This is a genomic window from Streptomyces sp. NPDC041205, from assembly GCF_055591765.1.
In genome coordinates, this window is record NZ_JBVIZH010000002.1 from 1,158,276 (window position 1) to 1,178,453 (window position 20,178).

The 20,178-nt window shown below is 74.3% G+C and carries 13 protein-coding genes; 6 read left to right on the forward strand and 7 right to left on the reverse strand.

Annotated features, from left to right (window positions below; genetic code table 11):
* Window positions 1–228: 228 nt before the first annotated feature.
* On the forward strand, window positions 229–1,200 hold the full coding sequence (locus ACZ6BG_RS12140; RefSeq protein WP_468999788.1) for a hypothetical protein: 972 nt from the start codon (window positions 229–231) through the stop codon (window positions 1,198–1,200).
* A gap of 411 nt (window positions 1,201–1,611) precedes the next feature.
* Here ACZ6BG_RS12140 and ACZ6BG_RS12145 read toward each other — a convergent pair whose 3' ends face one another.
* Window positions 1,612–3,453: a cell division protein PerM gene (locus tag ACZ6BG_RS12145; RefSeq protein WP_469000251.1), complete on the reverse strand. Its 1,842-nt coding sequence runs from the start codon at window positions 3,451–3,453 to the stop codon at window positions 1,612–1,614.
* Between the two features lie 116 nt (window positions 3,454–3,569).
* On the opposite strand from ACZ6BG_RS12145, the gene ACZ6BG_RS12150 reads away from it, so the two are divergent.
* Window positions 3,570–4,955: a helix-turn-helix domain-containing protein gene (locus tag ACZ6BG_RS12150; protein WP_468999789.1), complete on the forward strand. Its 1,386-nt coding sequence runs from the start codon at window positions 3,570–3,572 to the stop codon at window positions 4,953–4,955.
* Window positions 4,956–5,146: 191 nt separating this feature from the next.
* Here the strand turns inward: ACZ6BG_RS12150 and sucD are convergent, their stop codons facing one another.
* The 5 genes from sucD to ACZ6BG_RS12175 all read right to left on the reverse strand — a co-directional run bounded on the left by sucD (window position 5,147) and on the right by ACZ6BG_RS12175 (window position 12,923).
* On the reverse strand, window positions 5,147–6,031 hold the full coding sequence (gene sucD / locus ACZ6BG_RS12155) for a succinate--CoA ligase subunit alpha (protein WP_468999790.1): 885 nt from the start codon (window positions 6,029–6,031) through the stop codon (window positions 5,147–5,149).
* A 22-nt stretch (window positions 6,032–6,053) separates the two neighbouring features.
* Entirely contained in the window at window positions 6,054–7,235 is a 1,182-nt protein-coding gene (sucC, locus tag ACZ6BG_RS12160) for an ADP-forming succinate--CoA ligase subunit beta (RefSeq protein ID WP_468999791.1), read from the reverse strand.
* Window positions 7,236–7,684: 449 nt separating this feature from the next.
* On the reverse strand, window positions 7,685–8,884 hold the full coding sequence (locus ACZ6BG_RS12165; protein ID WP_468999792.1) for a VWA domain-containing protein: 1,200 nt from the start codon (window positions 8,882–8,884) through the stop codon (window positions 7,685–7,687).
* Window positions 8,884–11,757, reverse strand: coding sequence for a DUF5682 family protein (locus ACZ6BG_RS12170; protein WP_468999793.1), 2,874 nt, complete (start codon window positions 11,755–11,757; stop codon window positions 8,884–8,886). Before ACZ6BG_RS12170 ends, ACZ6BG_RS12165 begins: the two co-directional genes overlap by 1 nt.
* Entirely contained in the window at window positions 11,754–12,923 is a 1,170-nt protein-coding gene (locus ACZ6BG_RS12175; protein WP_468999794.1) for an ATP-binding protein, read from the reverse strand. Before ACZ6BG_RS12175 ends, ACZ6BG_RS12170 begins: the two co-directional genes overlap by 4 nt.
* 209 nt (window positions 12,924–13,132) lie before the next feature.
* Here ACZ6BG_RS12175 and ACZ6BG_RS12180 point away from each other — a divergent pair, with 209 nt between their 5' ends.
* Together ACZ6BG_RS12180 and ACZ6BG_RS12185 are read left to right on the forward strand one after the other, a co-directional pair.
* On the forward strand, window positions 13,133–14,509 hold the full coding sequence (locus ACZ6BG_RS12180; RefSeq protein WP_468999795.1) for an SWIM zinc finger family protein: 1,377 nt from the start codon (window positions 13,133–13,135) through the stop codon (window positions 14,507–14,509).
* 68 nt (window positions 14,510–14,577) lie between these two features.
* The gene (locus ACZ6BG_RS12185; protein ID WP_468999796.1) at window positions 14,578–16,206 is read left to right on the forward strand and encodes a DUF5691 domain-containing protein; all 1,629 of its coding nucleotides are present in this window, start codon (window positions 14,578–14,580) and stop codon (window positions 16,204–16,206) included.
* Window positions 16,207–16,452: 246 nt separating this feature from the next.
* Here ACZ6BG_RS12185 and ACZ6BG_RS12190 read toward each other — a convergent pair whose 3' ends face one another.
* Window positions 16,453–16,869 carry a cobalamin B12-binding domain-containing protein gene (locus ACZ6BG_RS12190; RefSeq protein ID WP_289946803.1) on the reverse strand — a complete coding sequence of 139 codons (417 nt, stop codon included), beginning with the start codon at window positions 16,867–16,869 and terminating at the stop codon, window positions 16,453–16,455.
* Between the two features lie 455 nt (window positions 16,870–17,324).
* Between ACZ6BG_RS12190 and ACZ6BG_RS12195 the strand changes: the two genes are divergently transcribed.
* Both ACZ6BG_RS12195 and ACZ6BG_RS12200 read left to right on the forward strand, forming a co-directional pair.
* Window positions 17,325–18,179: an esterase/lipase family protein gene (locus ACZ6BG_RS12195; RefSeq protein ID WP_468999797.1), complete on the forward strand. Its 855-nt coding sequence runs from the start codon at window positions 17,325–17,327 to the stop codon at window positions 18,177–18,179.
* 278 nt (window positions 18,180–18,457) lie between these two features.
* On the forward strand, window positions 18,458–20,134 hold the full coding sequence (locus ACZ6BG_RS12200; RefSeq protein ID WP_468999798.1) for a M23 family metallopeptidase: 1,677 nt from the start codon (window positions 18,458–18,460) through the stop codon (window positions 20,132–20,134).
* Window positions 20,135–20,178 lie beyond the last annotated feature (44 nt).

The window sequence follows — 20,178 nt, forward strand, 5'->3', positions numbered from 1 at the left end:
ACGGGGAACCCTACGAAGCGGCCGACCGTCAGCAACGATACCGGCACACCGGGCGGCCCCTCACGGGACGGGGGCGCGGCCGGAAGGTAGCGTCTGTGGGGGCAGCCGCCCGAACAGTCAGTAGCCAAGCTCCATCGCCGAGTTGCCCGGCTCCGCCGGGCCGCCGGGTTCCACAAGACGAGTCTCTGCCCAGGGGCCGAGCTCTACCAAGGGGAAGACGCACACCTGATGCCGGACCGCAGCCTCCGCCTCCCACCGTCCTTCGCGTACGGCCCGCCCCTCGCGGACGGCCCGTCCTTCGCGGAGGGCGCGTCCGGCTCGACACGCGGGGGGCGGGACGGGTCGACACTGCTGCGGGACGGGGGCGGGCAGCCTTCGTCGCCGCCCCGGGGGTCCGAGGGGGCGGGGTCGGGCGGGGCGACGGGGTCTGGTGCGTCCGGCAGCTCCGGTGCGTCCGGTGGCTCCGGCGGCTCCGGTGGCGGCTCCTCCGAGGACAATCCGTTCGCGCCGCCGCCCGAGGGCGCGCCCGAGCAGCCGTGGCAGCCGCGGCGGCCCGCGGGCGGGTCGGGCGGCGACGGCTCCGGCGGCTCCGGCGGCGGTGAATCGCCGTGGGGCAGCCAGTGGAGCGACCGGCAGCCCGGGCGATCTTCCGGCGGCGGCTTCGGCGAGCGTCCCGGCAGCCAGGACCCCGAGGGTTCCGGCTCGGGCTCGAACGGGCAGGGCGGCGGCATGCGCTGGGACCCGACCGACCCGGCCCAGCGCCGCGCCCGCTACGCCCTCCTGTCCGGCATGTGGGCCTTCTTCTTCGCGCTGTTCGGCTGGCGGTACGTGGCGCTGCTGCTCGGCGCCCTCGGTCTCCACTGGGCCATCAGCGCCCTGCGGGCCAAGCCGAAGCTGCCGGACCCGACGGCTCCGGCGCCGGTCGGCGCGGCGGGGGCGCAGGGCGGAGCCGGGGCGAACGGCGCGGCCGGGGGTTCGCGGCCCGCGAGGGCCGGTGGCCGACCGCAGACCACGGCGGCGATCAGCGGTCTGGTGACGGCTTCGCTGGCGCTGGCCATGGTGCTCGCCACGTTCGCCGCGCAGCTGATCTACCGGGACTACTACACGTGCCGTGACGACGCCCTGACGAACCAGTCCCGGCAGGACTGCGAGGACATGCTGCCCAAGGAACTGCGTCCGCTGCTGACGGACCGGGACTGAGGCGGGCGCCGTCCGGCGGGGTGCTGGACGGCGGTGCGCGCGCCCGGGTTGTGAACGGTCCTCCCACGGTTTCGTGGGAGGACCGTTGTGCTGGGGCACGGCGGCGGCGCGGAAGGGTGTGGCGGGACGGCATGGTGGCGGCGCGGGTCAGCGCGGCAGGCGTGCGGCAACGGCGAAGGGCCCCTCACTCGTGGAGTGAGGGGCCCTTCGTCAGTGGAGCGCCCGGCAGGCCTTGCACCTACATTTCCCATCGGATGATGGGCGTCTTTCCTTGGACCACAGACGCGCGACTCCCGTGCTGTGCACCGAAGTTACACCAAGATCGTACACGAATTCCGGAGTGCTGATCAACGTCGGCCCGAGGGTTCGCCGCGATGTGGCGCGGTCGTGTGGCGCGGCCGTGTGGCGCGGCTACGTGTCGCGGCCCGGGTCGGGGAGGAAGTCGTAGGGCTCGAAGGTGGGGGGTGGGGGTGGGGTGGGAGGCGCGGTGGGGGGCGGGGGTGGTGAGGGGAGAGGGCTGGGGGTGGTCGGTGGGGCTGGGGCGTGGAGGGTCGGGGAGTCGGTGTCGGGGGCGGGTTCGGTGGGGGGTACGACGTCCGTGGGGGGTACGTCGGTGTGGGGCACTGTGCCGGTCGTGGGCACCGCGTCGGTCGTGGGCACCCCGTCGGTGGTGGGGTCCACGTCGGCTCCCGCCACCGGCAGCGGCTCCGGATCCGGCTCCGTACGGGCAGCCACCACCCCGGCCGTACCGCCGGGCGCCACCCACGCCGTCGCCTCCCCCGCAGCCGCCTTCCGCCCGCGCCGACGCCCGCGCCACAACCCCGTCACCCAACGCCCGATCCCCCGATCCCGCTTGCCCTTCGCCTTCTCCTCCGCCCGCACCCTCTCCGCCTTGCCCTCCGCCCGCACCCTCTCCGCCTTGCCCTCCGCCCGCGCCCTCTCCGCCTTCTCCCCCACCCGCGCCCTCTCCGCCTTGCCCGGCGCCTCAGCCCGCGACCGAGCCCGCAGCCGCCACCACCGAACTCCCAGTGCCACCGGCACCCCCACGAGCCCCGTCCACGCCGCCGCCGCCAGGCCCGTGAGCCACCACACCGGGCCGAACTCCGCCAGGACACCGACCCCCAGCGGCCCTCCGGCCAGACCCGCGAGCGCCGCGCACACGCCGCCGCAGAGCACCGCCGCCGTCCCGGCGCCCGCCGCCGTCCGACCCGCCGACCAGGCGGAATCCCCGGCCGTCGCCGCCCGCGCGGTGAACCAGCCGAGCACGCATCCGGCCGCCACCGGCACCGCCCCCACCGCCCAGGTCGGGGGCGAGCCGGGACCGGCCTCCGGTACGGCCGCGAGCAGCGGGAACGGCGGGAGCATCGGGGCGGCCGCCCCGTCGAGCGGCGCCACGACCGTGCCCGTCCCCAGGACGAACCCGGGCCCGAGCCCGTACGCCGCCCCCCACACCGCGGCGTTCGGCACCAGCGCCAACGCCAGCAGAAGCACCGCGAACCGTCCCGACCACACCGTGGTCACCGCGAGGAACGACTCCCGCACCGGGCCGCCGTGCAGCACCACCGAGACTCCGACGAGCAGCGCTCCCCCGCCCACCAGGACCGCCGTCCCCGCGACGGCCGCACGGCCCGCGCCGAGCACTCGTTCGCGTACGAGGAGACGACGTACCGCGCCGGGTACGGGCAACGCGTCCGCCGCGCGCCGCGCCGCGTCCGGCAGCGGCCCCGGCGGCCGTCCGTGCGCCGTCCACACGCCGAACCCGGCCGCCGCCACGGCCAGCAGCGGCACGTGCGCCGCCGCGCTCGGCCAGGAGGGGCGCAGCTCACCGCCCGCCGCGTACACCGACGCCGCCGTCGCCACCAACAGATAGCCGCCGACCACGCCCGCCCACGCGGTGCGCACGCCCAGCGCCCGCTCCTCCGGGTCCGCCGCGTCGCGCGCCGCGCGGTGCACCAGCCATGCGGGCAGGGCGAGCAGCAACAGCGGGGTGACGCCCACCGGCGCGGGCACCCCTGACAGCGTCTCGGTGCGGACCAGTTCCGTGCCGTGCGCGAGGAGCCACAGCGCGGCCGCCACGTGCAGCGCACCCCCCGGCCCGCTGTCCGGGTACGGCGAGCTGATCCACAGGCCCATCACCAGGACCGCGAACGCGCCGAGCCCGAGCCCCGCGGCGATCGCCCCGCCGATGACGCAGGTGCCGAGGCCGGGCGCCGCCTGCTTCCGGTAGAGCGTGAGAGAACCAGAGTCGGTCATGTCGGTCACGCGGCCATGCTCCCAACGACACGCGCTTTCATCACGTAACAGGCGAATGCCGGATGTGTCGCTCAAGATACGTTTATGTACTTTTCCGTGCGACGGATCGGCTAGCCATGTCCCAGAGCCCTGCCGTCCCACTGCCGGCCCCCAAGGAACGCCGCAGACTCCGCGAGGCGAGGTCACTGACCCAGGCCGAGGTCGCCGCGCGCATCGGCGTCAGCCGGGAGACCGTCCGCGCGTGGGAATCAGGACGCACGCATCCACGGGGAGAGCGGCGGGTGGCTTATGCCCGCTTCTTGGAGGGGTTGGTGGAGGGGGCCTTGGCTGGGGCCTCGGCGGGGGGCGGGGTGGGGGCTCGAGGGGAGGGGCGGTCTGGGGTGCGGGAGCGGCCTGAGGTCCAGGCCCGGCCTGAGGTGCACGAACGGTCCGAGACTGAGCCCCGGCCTGAGGTGCACGAACGGTCCGAGACTGAGCCCCGGCCTGAAGCGCAGGCGCGGCCCAATGGCCGGGCCCGGTCCAAGGCGCACGCCCGGCCCGAAGCGCAGGCGCGGCCCGGGACGCCGACCCTCGCGCAGGTGCAGGCGGAAGCCGAGGCGCGGGCGGAGGAGCGGGCCAAGGCCCGGGAGCTGGCCGAAGCCCAGGCCGAGGCTGAGGCAGCGGAGCGGGCAGCGGTGTCGGCGACGGCCCCGCCCGACGAGCGCCCGACCCCCGAAGCCGCCTTCGACGCCCTCTGCGCCCGCACCGCCCCCGCCCTCGTACGGCAGACCTACGCCCTCACCGGCCGCCGGGCCCTCGCCCAGGAGTCCGTGGAGCGCGCCTTCCAACTGGCCTGGCAACGCTGGCCCGAGGTGGCCGTGGACCGGGATCCGGCGGGCTGGGTGCGGGCGGCGGCGCACGAGTACGCGCTGTCCCCGTGGCACCGGTTCCGCCGGGCGCACCGGAGTCCGGACGTACCACCCGCCGAGGAGACGCACCGCGCCCTGCTCGCCGCGCTCCTGGACCTGCCGCCCACGCAGCGCCGCACGCTCCTGCTCTACGACGGCGTGGGACTCGGCCTGCCCGAGACCGCTGCCGAGACGGAGGCGAGCACCCCGGCCGCCGCGAGCCGTCTGCTGCACGCCCGCGAGGCCGTCGCCGAGCACCTGCGTGCCGCCGACGAGCCGTCCGAGGCACTGCACGAACACCTCGGGGCGCTCGGCAGCACCGAGCGCCTGGTGGTGCCGCGCCCGGACCGCGTCCGGATCGGCAGCGAGCGCCGGGCCCGCCTCTGGACCCGCGCGGCCATCGCCTTCACGGCCCTGATCATCGGCGCCACGGCCCTCACGGTCCGCACGGCCCCCACCCGCTACGAGCCCCCGCAGTCCCCCGGCCGGGCCATCAGCGGCGTCCCCCCGAGAATGGGCCCGGGCCCCTTGTCCTACGAGGACGAGATCCTCCGCGAAAAGCTCCGCAAGGAACCCACCCGGGGCCCGTCCCGCTTGGTACCGAGGGCGGAATAACCCCCGCGACCGCTGGCCCCCTGGCCGCTCGCCGCTGCGGGCAATCGTGCCGCAGGGCGATAGGGGTCTCCCCTGCTCAAGCGAAGCCGAGAGCTTGGGGAAGGGTGGGCGCAGCACCCCGGCGCCGGGCAACGGAAGCGGGCCCGCACCCCACGTATGGGGTGCGGGCCCGCTTTCAACGAGCAGAAGCGTCAGCCGGCCAGGATGGCCCGCGCCAGCTTCGCCGTCTCGGTAGGCGTCTTGCCGACCTTCACCCCGGCGGCCTCAAGGGCCTCCTTCTTGGCGGCAGCCGTACCGGAGGACCCGGAGACGATGGCACCGGCGTGCCCCATCGTCTTGCCCTCGGGCGCGGTGAACCCGGCGACGTACCCGACGACCGGCTTCGTCACGTTGGCCTTGATGAAGTCGGCCGCACGCTCCTCCGCGTCACCACCGATCTCACCGATCATGACGATCAGGTCGGTCTCGGGGTCGGCCTCGAACGCGGCGAGCGCGTCGATGTGCGTCGTACCGATGACGGGGTCACCACCGATGCCGACGGCCGAGGAGAAGCCGATGTCACGCAGCTCGTACATCATCTGGTACGTCAGCGTGCCGGACTTCGAGACCAGGCCGATGCGCCCCGGCTTGGTGATGTCGCCCGGGATGATGCCGGCGTTGGACTGACCAGGCGTGATGAGCCCCGGGCAGTTCGGGCCGATGATCCGGGTCTTGTCGCCCTTCGACTTCGCGTACGCGTAGAACGCGGCGGAGTCGTGCACGGCGATGCCCTCGGTGATGACGACCGCGAGCGGGATCTCCGCGTCGATGGCCTCGACGACGGCGGCCTTGGAGAAGGCCGGCGGCACGAAGAGGACGGACACGTTGGCGCCCGTCTTCTCCATCGCCTCGGCGACGGTGCCGAAGACCGGGATCTCGGTGCCGTCGATGTCGACCGACTGGCCCGCCTTGCGCGGGTTCACGCCGCCGACGATGTTCGTGCCGTCACCGAGCATGAGCTTGGTGTGCTTCATGCCCGTGGCACCGGTCATGCCCTGGACGATGACCTTGCTGTCCTTGTTGAGGAAGATAGCCATGGTGGTCTGAGTCCCTCGTCCCTTACTTCGCAGCCGCAGCGAGCTCGGCGGCCTTGTCGGCCGCGCCGTCCATGGTGTCCACGCGCTGGACCAGCGGGTGGTTGGCGTCGCTCAGGATCTTGCGACCCAGCTCCGCGTTGTTGCCGTCGAGGCGCACGACCAGCGGCTTGGTGACGTCCTCGCCCTTGGACTTGAGGAGCTCGAGCGCCTGCACGATGCCGTTGGCGACCTCGTCGCAGGCGGTGATGCCGCCGAAGACGTTGACGAAGACGGACTTGACGTCCGGGTCGCCGAGGATGATCTCCAGGCCGTTGGCCATGACCTCGGCGGAGGCGCCGCCACCGATGTCGAGGAAGTTGGCCGGCTTCACGTCGCCGTGGTTCTCACCGGCGTACGCGACGACGTCCAGGGTGCTCATGACGAGACCCGCGCCGTTGCCGATGATGCCGACCTCGCCGTCGAGCTTCACGTAGTTGAGGTTCTTGGCCTTGGCGGCAGCCTCGAGCGGGTTGGCTGCGGCCTTGTCCTCGAGCGCCTCGTGCTCGGGCTGGCGGAAGTCGGCGTTCTCGTCGAGCGAGACCTTGCCGTCCAGGGCGATGACCCGGCCGTCGGCGACCTTGGCGAGGGGGTTGACCTCGACGAGGAGGGCGTCCTCCTTGACGAAGGTCTCCCACAGGGTCACGAGGATGTTCTCGACCTGGTCGGCGACCTCGGCCGGGAACTTCGCGGCCTCGACGATCGCGCGGGCCGTCTCGGGGGTCACACCCTCGTTGGCGTCGATCGGGGTCTTGGCGACGGCCTCCGGGCGGGTGGCCGCCACCTCCTCGATCTCCACGCCGCCCTCGACGGAGGCGATGGAGAGGAAGGTGCGGTTGGTGCGGTCGAGGAGGAAGGAGACGTAGTACTCCTCCGTGATCTCCGGAGCGGTCTCCGCGATCATCACCTTGTTGACCGTGTGGCCCTTGATGTCCATCCCGAGGATGTCCGTCGCGCGAGCGACGGCCTCGTCCGGGGTGGCGGCCAGCTTCACGCCACCGGCCTTGCCGCGGCCACCGACCTTCACCTGCGCCTTCACGACCGACTTGCCGCCAAGCCGCTCGGTGGCCTCGCGCGCCGCCTCAGGCGTGTCGATGACTTCACCGGCCAGCACCGGTACACCGTGCTTGGCGAAGAGGTCCCTCGCCTGGTACTCGAACAGGTCCACGCGCGTCCGTCCCTTTTCAGTGATCTCGCGCCGCCGTGCAGCGGCTTCAGTCTCTGCGTGCTCTGCGTGGGCGTGCCGCGAAGGGCAACGTGACTGCGCTGTCACAAGGGAGGCGTAGCCGAAAGTCCGGTACGCGGCATGTCCGTCTCGCAGGTTATCGCCGTGGGACGTGCGTCCCTAAATCGCAGATCACATTTGCGCGGTGATGACGGTCACAGATCGCGTCCGCCGGGCGTGTCGGCCACCCCCGGCACGCGTCGTTTCCGGGCGTGCCGGGGCCTGCGGGGCGGTCGCGCGGCTCGGGCCGTGAAGGGGGCGCCAGCCCTGGGGGGCGGCGTTTGCGGTTGTGATCACCCGCTCCGGGGGGGGCGGTGCCGGTGGTGCCGGGGCGGCGGCCGCCGGGCATGGGTGATCAGTCGCGCGGGTCCGCCCGGCGCGCAGGCCCTCTGTCACCGATGCGTGTGCGTGTCCGGTATGGGCAGCGGCCTCTTCTCGATCGCCGCCGCCATCACGTCGGGGAAGAGGTCGGGCGTACAGGCGAACGCGGGCGCGTCCAGCGCGGCGAGCGCCGCCGCGTGCTCGCGGTCGTACGCCGGTGCCCCTTCGTCGGACAGCGCGAGCAGCGTCACGAACTGCACCCCGGACGCCTTCATCGCCGCGACCCGCTTCAGCATCTCGTTGCGGATGCCGCCTTCGTAGAGGTCGGATATGAGGACGACCACGGTCTCGGCGGGCCGGGTGATCTGCGCCTGGCAGTACGCGAGCGCCCTGTTGATGTCGGTGCCGCCGCCGAGCTGCGTACCGAACAACACGTCCACTGGGTCGTCCAGCTGGTCCGTCAGGTCCACGATGTTCGTGTCGAACACGACGAGCCGCGTACTGATGGACCGCATCGAGGCGAGCACCGCGCCGAACACGGACGCGTAGACGACGGACGCCGCCATCGAACCGGACTGGTCGATGCAGAGGATGACGTCCTTCTTCACCGACTGCGCGGCCCGCCCGTACCCGATGAGCCGCTCGGGGACCACCGTCCTGTACTCGGGCAGATAGTTCTTGAGGTTGGCCGCGATGGTGCGGTTCCAGTCGATGTCGTGGTGGCGCGGCCTGCTGACGCGGGCGCTGCGGTCGAGGGCGCCGGTGAGGGTGGCCCGGGTGCGGGTGGCGAGCTTCTTCTCCAGGTCGTCGACCACCTTCCGCACGACGGCGCGCGCGGTCTCCTTCGTGGTCTCGGGCATCGCCTTGTTCAGGGAGAGCAGCGTGCCCACGAGGTGCACGTCCGCCTCGACGGCCTCCAGCATCTCGGGCTCCAGGAGCAGCGCGGACAGACCGAGCCGGTCGATGGCGTCGCGCTGCATGACCTGCACGACGGACGAGGGGAAGTACGTCCTGATGTCCCCGAGCCACCGCGCGACCGACGGCGCCGACGCCCCGAGCCCCGCCGAACGCCCCTCCCCGCGCTCCTTCTTTCCCCCGCCCCCGTAGAGCGCGGCCAACGCCCCGTCCATGGCGGCATCCCGCCCGGCCAGCTGACAGCCGATCCCCTCAGCCGCATCACCACCCAGCACGAGCCGCCACCGCCGCAACCGCTCGTCCCCAGCAGGACCCTCCACACTCCCCGCCCCCGTGTCCACGCCCACGTCCCCCATCACGCCACCCCCATCAACGAGTTCCCACGCACCCCGGCACCCCGCTCGACAGCGCTGCCGTCCCCCACGGCACCACCGCTCCCTAGAGCACTCCTGCCCCCTACAGCACCACCACGCCCCAGAGCACCGCCCCTTCCCGACCCGCTACTCCCCGGTCCGTCGTTCCCCGGCGCCTCCCCCAGCCCCAACAGCAGCCCCACCACCGGAAGCACCGCATCCGCGCGCCCCGGGTCCAACTCCACGGCGAATCCGGAGGCCCCCTCGGCGAGCGGTACCGCCGCACCGGAGTGCCCGGGCCCCCGCCGCACCAGCTCGCCCAACGTGCGGCGCACACCCGACTCGTACGCCCCGAACGTGCGCCGCAGCAACGGCAGTACGTCGACGAAGGCGTCCCCCGAGACCCCGGCGAGCCACTGGTCGACGAGCCCGAGCAACCGCTCGTCGTGCACGAGCAGCAGCCCGCCCCCGGCGCCGCCCCCGAGGAACCCCTCGATCCACGCGGCGGCCTCCCCGGGCTCGGTCCCGGGCGACAGGGCAAGCCCCACGAACCGCGCGGCCTCCTCCTCGGCCAGCACCCCGTCATCCATCAGGAGCCGAGCACACCGCCCCCGAACACCCCCGACAACCCGCTCGCCCCCAACAAGCCCCCGCAAAACCCCCTGCCACCGCCCCCGAACCCCAGCGGCCCCGTCTGTACCTCCAGCCCCTGCTCCCCCGACCGAACCAGTCGCTCCCGCTGCGTCCTCCGCACCAGCAACTGCCGCTGCGTCCTCCGCACCAGTGGTGCCCGCAAGGCCCGCTGTCCCGGCTGCGCCCACTGTCCCCGCCGTCGCGGCCGCACCCGCTGTCCCAGCCGTATCCGCTGTGCCCACGGCGGCGGGCCCCACCTCGTCCAACGCCGGCTCCGGCCCACCCGGGCCCCCCGCCCGCACGGGCGTCTCCGGCCGACCCGGCCCACCCGAGCCGCCCGAGCCGCCCGAGCCGCCCGAGCCGCCCCCGGCAGAGAACTCCCCCAACAGCCCCACCGCCAGGTGCACCCCGTCCACATGCCCCCGCATGGCCTCCGCCGCCTCCGCGTCGAGGCCCACGCACGCCGGCGGCAACCCCACGAACACCCGCTCGGCGAGCCCGAGTGCCACCTCCCCCAGCGCCCCGGTGTCCGTGCCCCGCACATCTCCGTACCGCAGCGACCGCACCAGCGCGGGCAGCGCCTGCGCCAGATGCCCGACGTCCGCGTCGAGCGCGGCCCGGTCGGCGAGCACCCGCATCACCACGGGCAACGCCTCCGGAAGCTCGGCCAGCAGACACCGCTCGGCCAGCGCGGTCACCTCGGCCAGCGCCCCCGCGCCCACCGCGTCCGCCTCCGCCTTGGCGGTGGCGGCGCCCACCACGGTGGTGCCCCACACCCCGGCCTCGGCGACCCGCACCGACAGCTCGGGCTCCCACCGCAGCCGCCAGCTCTCCCGGAACGTGCCCGTGCTCCCGCGCGACTCGACCGGCTCGCCCCAGCCGACACCGAGCAGCCGCAGCCGGTGCAGCAGGCGGCTGCGCGCCGCGTCGGTGTCCTTGCGGAGGTCGAGCTCCAACTCCCGCTCCAGCGCCTCCGGCTTGAGCCTGAGCCTGCGCTGGAGCCGGGTGAGGTCACGCTGGAGCGGCACGGCGGGCGCCGCGTCCGGCACCTCGCCGAGGACGTCCCCGACGACCAGCCGGTCGCGCACCAGCGCGAGCGGCACGTCCGAGCCCTCGCACATCACGGCCCGCACGGCGTCCATCGTCTCCGTGAGCCCGGGCAGCGGCCGCCCCCGCATCACGGCGAGCGTGTCGGCGAGCCGCACCGCCTCGATGACGTGCGCGGACGACACGAGCCGGTCCTCGTCCCTGAGCAGCCCCGCGACCTTGGTCAGCCACCGCTCGACGGGCCGGTCGGGCGCGCTGAACAGATGCCCGTACCAGCCGGGCGAGTCGATGCCCGCCCCGTACCCGCTGTGCCGGGACAGCCGCCGGTGCGTCCACGGCACCCACGTCATGTCGACCTTGACCTTGGGAAGCCCCTTGAGCAGCGCCCGGTCGGCGGCCACGGAGGTCTTCCTGCGGAGCGCGGGCACGTGCCAGGCCCCGCAGACCACGGCGACGTGCTCGGCCCCGAACTCCCGCTGCGCCGCCCGGACCTGGAGCCGCATGTACGCCTCGCGCAGCAGGTCCCGGTCGTGCCCGCCGCTGCCGTACGTCTCGCGCAGCGCGCCCATGGCCTCGCCGAGCGCCTCGAACGGCGCGAACGCGTCACCACCGTCCGCGCGGTGCTCGACGACGTCCTCCCACCAGCGCTCCGGATCGTCGTACCCGGCGGTCTCGGCCAGCACCGCCAGCGGGTCGACCCGCACCGCCTCGCCGGTCGCGTCGGCCGCGCCAGCCGCGTCATCGGGGCGACCGGCCGCGCCCTCCTCCGCATGCCCCGGGCCGTCCCCGCCCTCGGCGTCGTCCCCCTCGCCCTCGCCGCGCGCCAGCGCATGCGCGGCCGGCAGGTCCATGAAGCGCACCGGCACCCCGCGCCGTACCGCCCACTGGATGGCCACCCACTCCGGCGAGAACTCGGCGAGCGGCCAGAACGCCGAGCGGCCCGGCTCGTCCACGACGTGCGCGAGCAGCGCGACCGGCGGGCGCATGCCGTCCTCGGCGGCCAACGCCACGAGGCCGTCGGCCTCCGGCGGCCCCTCGATCAGCAGCACCTGGGGCGCGGCCGCGTCGAGCGCGCTCCGCACGGCCCGCGCGGAACCCGGCCCGTGGTGCCGCACGCCGAGCAGCAGCGGACCCGCACCCGCCGCCCGCGCGGCGCCCTCGCCCCCGGCCGCCGCACGCCCCTGGGCGGCCGTCATGCGCTCACCTCGCGGCAGGCGCGGTAGAAGTCCTTCCACCCGTCGCGCTCGCGCACGACCGCTTCCAGGTACTCCTGCCAGATCACGCGGTCCGCCGCGGGGTCCCGCACGACGGCGCCGAGGATGCCCGCGGCGACGTCGCCGGGGCGCAGCACGCCGTCCCCGAAGTGCGCCGCGAGGGCCAGGCCGTTGGTGACCACGGAGATCGCCTCGGCCGTGGACAGCGTCCCGCTGGGAGACTTCAGCTTCGTGCGCCCGTCCGTGGTGACGCCGTCGCGCAGCTCGCGGAAGACCGTCACGACGCGGCGGATCTCGTCGATGCCGTCCGGCCCGGCCGGCAGGTCGAGGGAACGGCCGATCTGGTCCACGCGGCGGGAGACGATGTCGACCTCGGCGTCGGCGCTCTCGGGCAGCGGCAGGACCACGGTGTTGAAGCGGCGGCGCAGCGCGCTGGAGAGGTCGTTGACGCCGCGGTCGCGGTCGTTGGCGGTGGCGATCAGGTTGAAGCCGCGTACGGCCTGGACCTCCTGGCCCAGTTCCGGGATCGGCAGGGTCTTCTCCGACAGGATCGTGATCAGGGTGTCCTGCACGTCCGCCGGGATGCGGGTCAGCTCCTCGACGCGGGCCGTCATGCCCTCGGACATGGCCCGCATCACGGGGCTCGGCACCAGCGCCTCGCGGCTCGGGCCGTGCGCGAGCAGCCGCGCGTAGTTCCATCCGTACCGGATGGCCTCCTCGGGGGTGCCCGCCGTGCCCTGCACCAGGAGCGTCGAGTCGCCGCTGACCGCCGCGGCCAGATGCTCGGACACCCATGTCTTGGCGGTGCCGGGGACGCCGAGGAGCAGCAGGGCGCGGTCGGTCGCGAGCGTGGTGACGGCGACCTCGACGATGCGGCGCGGTCCCACGTACTTCGGTGTGATCACAGTGCCGTCGGGCAGCGTGCCGCCCAGCAGATACGTCGCCACGGCCCAGGGCGAGAGCAGCCAGCGGGCCGGGCGCGGCCGGTCGTCCTGCTCGGCCAGCGCGGCGAGTTCGGCGGCGAAGGCGTCCTCGGCGTGCGGCCGCAGCGCCTGCCCAGCCGTCTCGTGCGACCCGTCCCCCGGCCCCTCCCCCGCGACCCCGGCGGACGTGGTGGCCGCCCCGGCCGACTCCACGGAAACAGTCATGTGATCCCCCTCCAGATCCTGCGTGCGTCAGTGACGCGGCGCGTGCGTCCGGGCAGCGGCAACCAGCAACGGCGGTGCTGCGCCGACGGCTTGGCCGCGATGTGTTCCACCGTGCACCACGCCACTGACAATCACCGCCGCAACAGCTCTGACCTGCAAGGATGGTGAGGCCAAGGTCGAATGTCAGTGCGGGGACCTACCTTCGACTCATGACTCAGCAGGGGGTGCGCTGGACGGCGGACCAGGTGCTGGCACTGGCACCTGACGCGTCGTCACAGAAGGCGGGAAGCAGGCTCGGCATCGCCGGGCCGTGGTCGCGGGCGGGAAGTTCCGGCGAGGGGGCCGTGTGGGGGCTGTGCAAGGGCAGCGGCAGCAAGCCGTATCAGACGGTGATAGACACGGCGGACGTGGCGGGACCCGCGTACAAGTGCAGTTGTCCGAGCCGCAAGTTCCCGTGCAAGCACGCGCTCGGCCTGCTGCTGCTCTGGGCCGGGGACCAGGGCCGCGGGCGGGCCGTGCCGGACGGGGAGCAGCCGCCGGACTGGGCGCGGGAGTGGCTGGACACGCGCCGCGAGAAAGCGGTGGCGAAGCGGAGCGCGCCCGCGGCCGGCGCCGGGGCCTCGGCCCCCGCTGATCCGGAGGCCGCGCGCAAACGCGCGGAGCGCAGGGCGGAGCGGGTCACGGCGGGGGCCACGGAGCTGGAGCGCCGCCTGTCCGACCTGCTGCGCGGCGGCATGGCCGCGGCCGAGCAGGCGGGGTACGGCCTGTGGGAGGAGACCGCGGCCCGCATGGTCGACGCCCAGGCGCCCGGCCTGGCCGCGCGGGTGCGGGAGTTGGGTGCCGTACCGGCCTCGGGGCCGGGCTGGCCCGCCCGCCTCCTGGAGGAGTGTGCGCTGCTGCACCTGCTCACCTCAGGCTGGCTGCGCCGCGACGCGCTGCCCGACACACTGGCGGCCACGGTCCGCTCCCGCACGGGCCTGCCCGCCCCCGCGCAGGGCGAGCCGCTGCGGGACAGCTGGCAGGTCCTCGCGCAGTACGACACCGCGGACAGCAAGCTGACCGCGCGCCGCATATGGCTGCACGGAGAGCGGTCCGGGCACACCGCCCTGCTCCTGTCGTACGGGGCGGCGGGCCGCGCGCCCTCCCTGTCCCTGCCGGTCGGCCTGGCCCTGGACGCCGAGCTGGTCCCGCACGCCGCGGACCCGGCGTCCCGGCAGCTCCGCGCCGACCTGGGCGAGCAGTTCACGGCACCGGCCCCCACCACGGGCCACCCGCCCGGCATATCGCCCGCCGAGGCGACCGCCCGGTACGGCGACGCGCTGCGCGACGACCCCTGGCTCGACACCTGGCCGGTCACCCTCGGCCGGGTCGTGCCGGTCCCGAACGGCCCGGACTGGCAACTGGCCGACGCCGACAGCGAGACGGCCCTGCCGATCGCGCCCTCCGCCGCGTCCCGGGCCGGGCTGTGGCGCCTGGTCGCCCTCTCCGGAGGCACCCCGCTCACGGTCTTCGGCGAATGCGGCCACCGGGGCTTCACCCCGCTGGCGGCGTGGCCGCACACGACGGCGGAGACCGTACGGCTGTGACGCGCGACCAGAGGACCGAAGCAAGAACCGAAGCAAGAACCGAGGCAAGAGACGAGAAGGAGGGGGAGATGACCGCGCCCACACCGACCGCACCCGCGGAAGCAGCCGGGCGGCACGCCCGCACACCCTGGGAGGAGCTGGTCACAGCGGCGCTCCTGGGCACGGACCGCCGCACCCCACCGCTCCTCACCCCCGGCAAGGACGCCCCGGCGGCCCTCCTGGACGCGGCCGCCGTACAGACCGTGCGGCGCCGTGCGGGCCTGCGCCCCGCCCCCGCGGCCGAGCGCCCCGCCCCCGCGCCCGCGGACCCCCGCCCGGTCGTCCCCGCGGCGGCCCGGCGCAGGCTCGCGACGCTGCTCGCCGACCACCCGAGCGCGAGCGGCGGGCGGCGCGGCACCGCGCCCGACCTGATGGAGCTGCTGCCCCAGTGGCTGGCCCTCGCCGGGGAGCGGGGCTTCACGGCACCCCCGGAGCTGCTGCCCGCCCTCCTGAACGCGGCCCGCGGCCGCACCGACCTGCGCCCCCAAACCCTGGCCTTCGCGGGCCCGCGCGCCCAGTGGCTCGCCCGGTTCAACCCGGACTGGAAGTTCGCGCTGCGCGCGGCCCCGGGCAGCGCACCGGAGACCGGCCCGCAGGCGCGGCCGGACATCCAGCGGCGCTGGCAGGAGGGCCTGTTCGCGGAGCGCGTCGCCCTCCTCGCCGCCCTGCGCGCGCACGCCCCGGACGACGCCCGCGAGTTGCTGTCCGGCACATGGGCGACCGAGCGCGCCGAGGACCGGCTGATGTTCCTGGACTCCCTGCGCACGGGACTGCGCGCGGCCGACGAGCCGTTCCTGGAGCAGGCGCTCGGAGACCGGAGCCGCAATGTCCGCTCCACGGCGGCCGAGTTGCTGTCCGCGCTGCCGGGCTCGGCGCTCGCCGCCCGCATGGCCGACCGCGCCGCCTCCTGCGTGGCCCTGGACCGTACGGCGGGTCGGCCGGAGCTGACCGTCGAGGCGCCGCACGAGTGCGACGCGGGCATGGAGCGGGACGGCGTCGCGCCGAAGCCGCCCGCGGGACGGGGTGAACGCTCCTGGTGGCTCGGCCAGTTGGTGGAGGCCGCGCCCCTGGCGACCTGGCAGCGCCGTCTCGGCGACCGCGCCCCGGCCGACATCGTGGCGCTCCCCGTCGCCGACGGCTGGCGGGGCGAGCTGCACGCCGCCTGGTGCCGGGCCGCCGTGCGCCAGCGGGACACCGGCTGGTCGCGGGCGCTGCTCGGCGCCCCGTCGTCGCCCGACGCGGCCGGGCCCGGCGCGGTGTCCCTCGCGGAGCGCGCCAAGCTCCTGACCACCCTGCCCGCGGCCGAACGGGCCGAGTGGGTCGCCGGGTTCATCGACGCGCACGGCTTGTCGGAGGCGTTCCAACTGCTCGGCGTGTGCGCGGTGCCGTGGGCGCCTGCCCTCGGCCGCGCGGTCGTGGACGCGCTGAACATCGCCCGGGACGCGGGCAGCTACCCCTGGAGCTTCAGCGGGGTGATGGGCCTCGCGGAGCGCTGCCTGGACCCGGCGGAGGCCGTGCGCCTGGAGGCGCTGACGGCGACACCGGACGAGCCCGAGGACGCGTCGCCCGGGGCGGGCGGCTACTGGTCGGAGGCGTTCCAACGCCTCGTCAGCACGTTGCGCCTGCGCGCGGCGATGCGCGAGGAACTGGACGGTTGAGGCGTGGGGCCGGGCGAGGGCCGCGTGTCGCGGGGGAGCGCACGGGACAGCCTCCCCGGCCCCACGACCGCACCAGCCGCACCAGCCGCACCAGCCGCACCAGCCGCACCAGCCGCACCAGCCGCACCAGCCGCACCAGCGTCAACGCCTCTGCGGCGCCCGAAGTCCCGTCCCCGGGACAAACAGCGGCGGGCCCCGGTGCCCACAGCACCGACGCCCGCCCCGAACCACGAGAACCGCGAGGGCCTACGCCCCGGTCGGCTGCCGCACGTTCTCCCGCACCCACTCCACGATGGCCGTGGTCGTGGCCCCGGGCGTGAAGATCTCCGCGACGCCCTTCTCCTTCAGCGGCGGAATGTCCTCCTCGGGGATGATCCCGCCGCCGAAGACCTTGATGTCCTCCGCGTCGCGCTCCTTGAGGAGCTCGATGACCCGGGCGAAGAGGGTGTTGTGCGCGCCGGACAGGATGGAGAGGCCGATCGCATCGGCGTCCTCCTGGATCGCCGTGTCGACGACCTGCTCGGGCGTCTGGTGCAGGCCGGTGTAGATGACCTCCATGCCGGCGTCGCGCAGCGCCCGCGCGATCACCTTGGCCCCGCGATCGTGGCCGTCGAGCCCCGGCTTGGCGACCACCACGCGGATCGGACCGGCTGCCACACCCATCACTGCCTCCATGTACAGAAAGCCGTCTGCGGAATCCCGCCCGCACGGAAATCCAGCCGTCCCGGCACGGACACCCCGCGCCGCACCGGCCGGGTAGGTGAACGAACGTTATCTCCAGCATCGCGCAGCCCGCAGTTTCGTGGTGGAGAGCGAGGGGGAAATCACACGGTGGGACACGTTCGCTGCGCGCCGCTCCCGTATGCACCCGGCACATGGGCCGGATCCGCCCCGGCATCCGGGTCGCATCCCACCCGGCGCCCGGGCCGCGTCGGGGGCCGCGCGAGGGGAGCCGCTGCGAGGCCGCCGCACCCCCGCGCCGTCAGCCGCACGGCGCGGTGGTGTCGGCGCGTCGCCAAGGAGTGCGCCGCGACGGGGACGGCACGACCACTCCCGGCTTCCCACGATGAGTACACGGGGGACAGAGCCGCCTCCCGTGTGCCGACCGGGAGGTCGCCATGACGATCACGAGAGTCCAGCCCTTTCGCCACTGCAGCGCCCTGCTGCCCGCCAGCCTGGCGGGATTGCCCCTCGCGCTCCTGAAGGCGACCGCGCTCGAGTTCGTGATCCTCGCCGGACACCTCCTGCTGTATCCATCGGGCATCACCCAGGAACGCCGGGCGGCGCCACCGCCGCCCCCGCCGGACGCCCCCCGGCTGCCCGCGAACGACAAGCCGCCGGTGCTGCTCCTGCACGGCTTCATCGACAACCGATCCGTGTTCGTGCTGCTGCGCCGCAATCTCGCCCAGCACGGCAGGCAGCACCTGGAGTCCCTCAACTACTCGCCGTTGACCTGCGACATCCGCACCGCCGCCGAGCTGCTCGGCCGCCACATAGAGGAGATATGCGAGCGCACGGGCCATGACCGCGTGGACGTCGTCGGCCACAGCCTCGGCGGACTCATCGCCCGCTACTACGCGCAGCGCCTGGGCGGCGACGCCCGCGTCCGCACCCTCGTCACCCTGGGCACCCCGCACTCGGGCACCCGGGTGGCGCCGCTCGCGGACGCGCATCCGATCGTGCGCCAGATGCGGCCGGGCTCGGACGTGGTGGCGGAGCTGCGGGAGCCCGCGCCGGGCTGTCGTACGCAGTTCTTGAGCTTCTGGAGCGAGTTGGACCAGATCATGGACCCCGTCGAGACGGCATGCGTCGACCATCCGGATCTGATCGCGCAGAACGTCCGCGTCTCCGGGATCGGCCATCTCGCCCTGCCGGTGCACCCCGCCGTGGCGACCGCCATCCGCCAGGCCCTCGACCTGGCGGCGCCGGGCACGACGCCCGCCGCGTCGGCCGGCGGCCTGACGGTGGCCTGACCCCGACCGCGCGTCGGCCGGATTCCGGTTCGCCGTAGCCGGACGACCGGCTCCGGATTCCGGTTCCGCGGAGCCCGATCCGGACCCGAACCCACCCCTCACACTCGAACGAACCTCGAACACAGAGCCAAAGCTGTGCCCGGGGACCGCCGAAAGGCGGCCGAATGCCCGTTTCCGGCGAGCGGGAAACCTGGGGAAGATTGTCGCGCCCGCGTACCGCCGGGTACAGTCGCGGCACTGCTCTGCCAGCCCATGCTGCCGAGGCGAAAGAGAAGTTGGTGAACGACCGTCACCCGTCGGAGACCCCCGCTCCGGCCCCGGCACCCGACGCCGACTACGCCCCCTATGGGTCCTACGACCAGCAGGGCGCGCAGCACGTCGGCTACACCGGGTACGACGGCTATTCCACCGGCACCTTCTCCGCCACCGGTTTCAACGCCCCTGGCGGCTATGACGCAACGGGCGGCTTCGACACTTCCGGTTCCGGTTTCGCCGTGCCCGGCGCGGGCTTCGCGACCGACCCGCTCTTCGGCGATCTGCCCGGCGGCCACGACACCGGCCAGTGGTCCACGACCGGCACGCAGCAGACCCTGACGTACGACGCGTACGCCGCCCAGCCGGGATACGACACCGGCACCCACGACACCACGGCCGCCTGGGGCTCCGGGCTCCAGCCGCTGTCGGACATCCCCTCGCAGCCGGGCCCCGAATCCGGCGCCACCTGGGACGCCTCCGCCTGGAACGAGGCACCGACGACGGGCCAGTGGGCCACACAGGTCTTCGACACCGGCGCGTACGACGCCACCGCCTGGAACTCCGGCGGCCACGACGCGTACGACACCCCGCAGCACGACGCCTACGAGCCCGCGCACCAGCACGACGCGTACGGCGCCCCCCAGCACGACGCCTACGAGGCGCGCGACACGGCCTACGACGCGCAGGATGGTTACGCCGCCCAGGATCCGTACGAGGCTCCGGCGGCCCCGAGCCCCGAGGCGTACGGCTCCGGCGACCCGGCGTACGACACCGACGACGCCACGCACGCGTTCCTGCCCGACGAGGCGCCCGACGACCGGCTCGGCGGCGTCGAACCGGTCACCGACCACGCCGAGCACGGCGATCAGGCCGACGGCGAACGCGCCGACCCGCACGACCACGCGCCGGTGGACCGCCCCGAGCGCTCCCGTTCCGCCCGATCGGCCGCGCCCCGCGGCCGGTCCCGCTCGCGCCGCTCCCCCGCCAAGCGTTCCGCGCTGTTCACCGTCGCCGTGCCGTCGGCCTGTGTGATGGGCGTCGCCGGTGTGGCCGCGGCCTCCGTCGGTGGGCTCGGCGGGGGCGACGACGGCAAGGACACGCAGGCCTCCGCCCCGGACCCGGCGACCGTGAAGCCGTCCACCGCCAACAACAAGCTCGACACGCAGCTGGCGAACCTCTCCGCGGACGCGGGCGACTTCGCGGACCGCGCGAGCCGCACGCAGGAACGCATCGACCTGAAGGCCCAGAAGGTGGCCGCGCACAAGCAGGCCGTCGCGGAGGCCGCGCGCAAGGAGCGGCTGCGGCCGAAGTTCTCCCTGCCGGTCGCGCAGCACGGCCTGAGCGCCTACTACGGCCAGGCGGGCGTGAACTGGATGTCCGCGCACTCCGGGATCGACTTCCCGGTGTCGTACGGCACGGAGGTCAAGGCCGCCACCGACGGCACGGTCTCCACGAAGTACAACAGCGCCTACGGCAACATGGCGATCGTGACCGCCAAGGACGGCACGGAGACGTGGTACTGCCACCTCTCCACGCACAAGATCGCGAGCGGTCCCGTGAAGGCGGGAGAGACCATCGCCTTCTCCGGGAACTCCGGCAACTCCACCGGCCCTCATCTGCACTTCGAGGTCCGCCCGGGCGGCGGCTCGGCGATCGACCCGCTGCCGTGGCTGCGCAGCCACGGGCTCGACCCGACGTAACCCCCGAGGGCCGACGCAGCCCTCCGAAGGGCGCCGTAAATCCC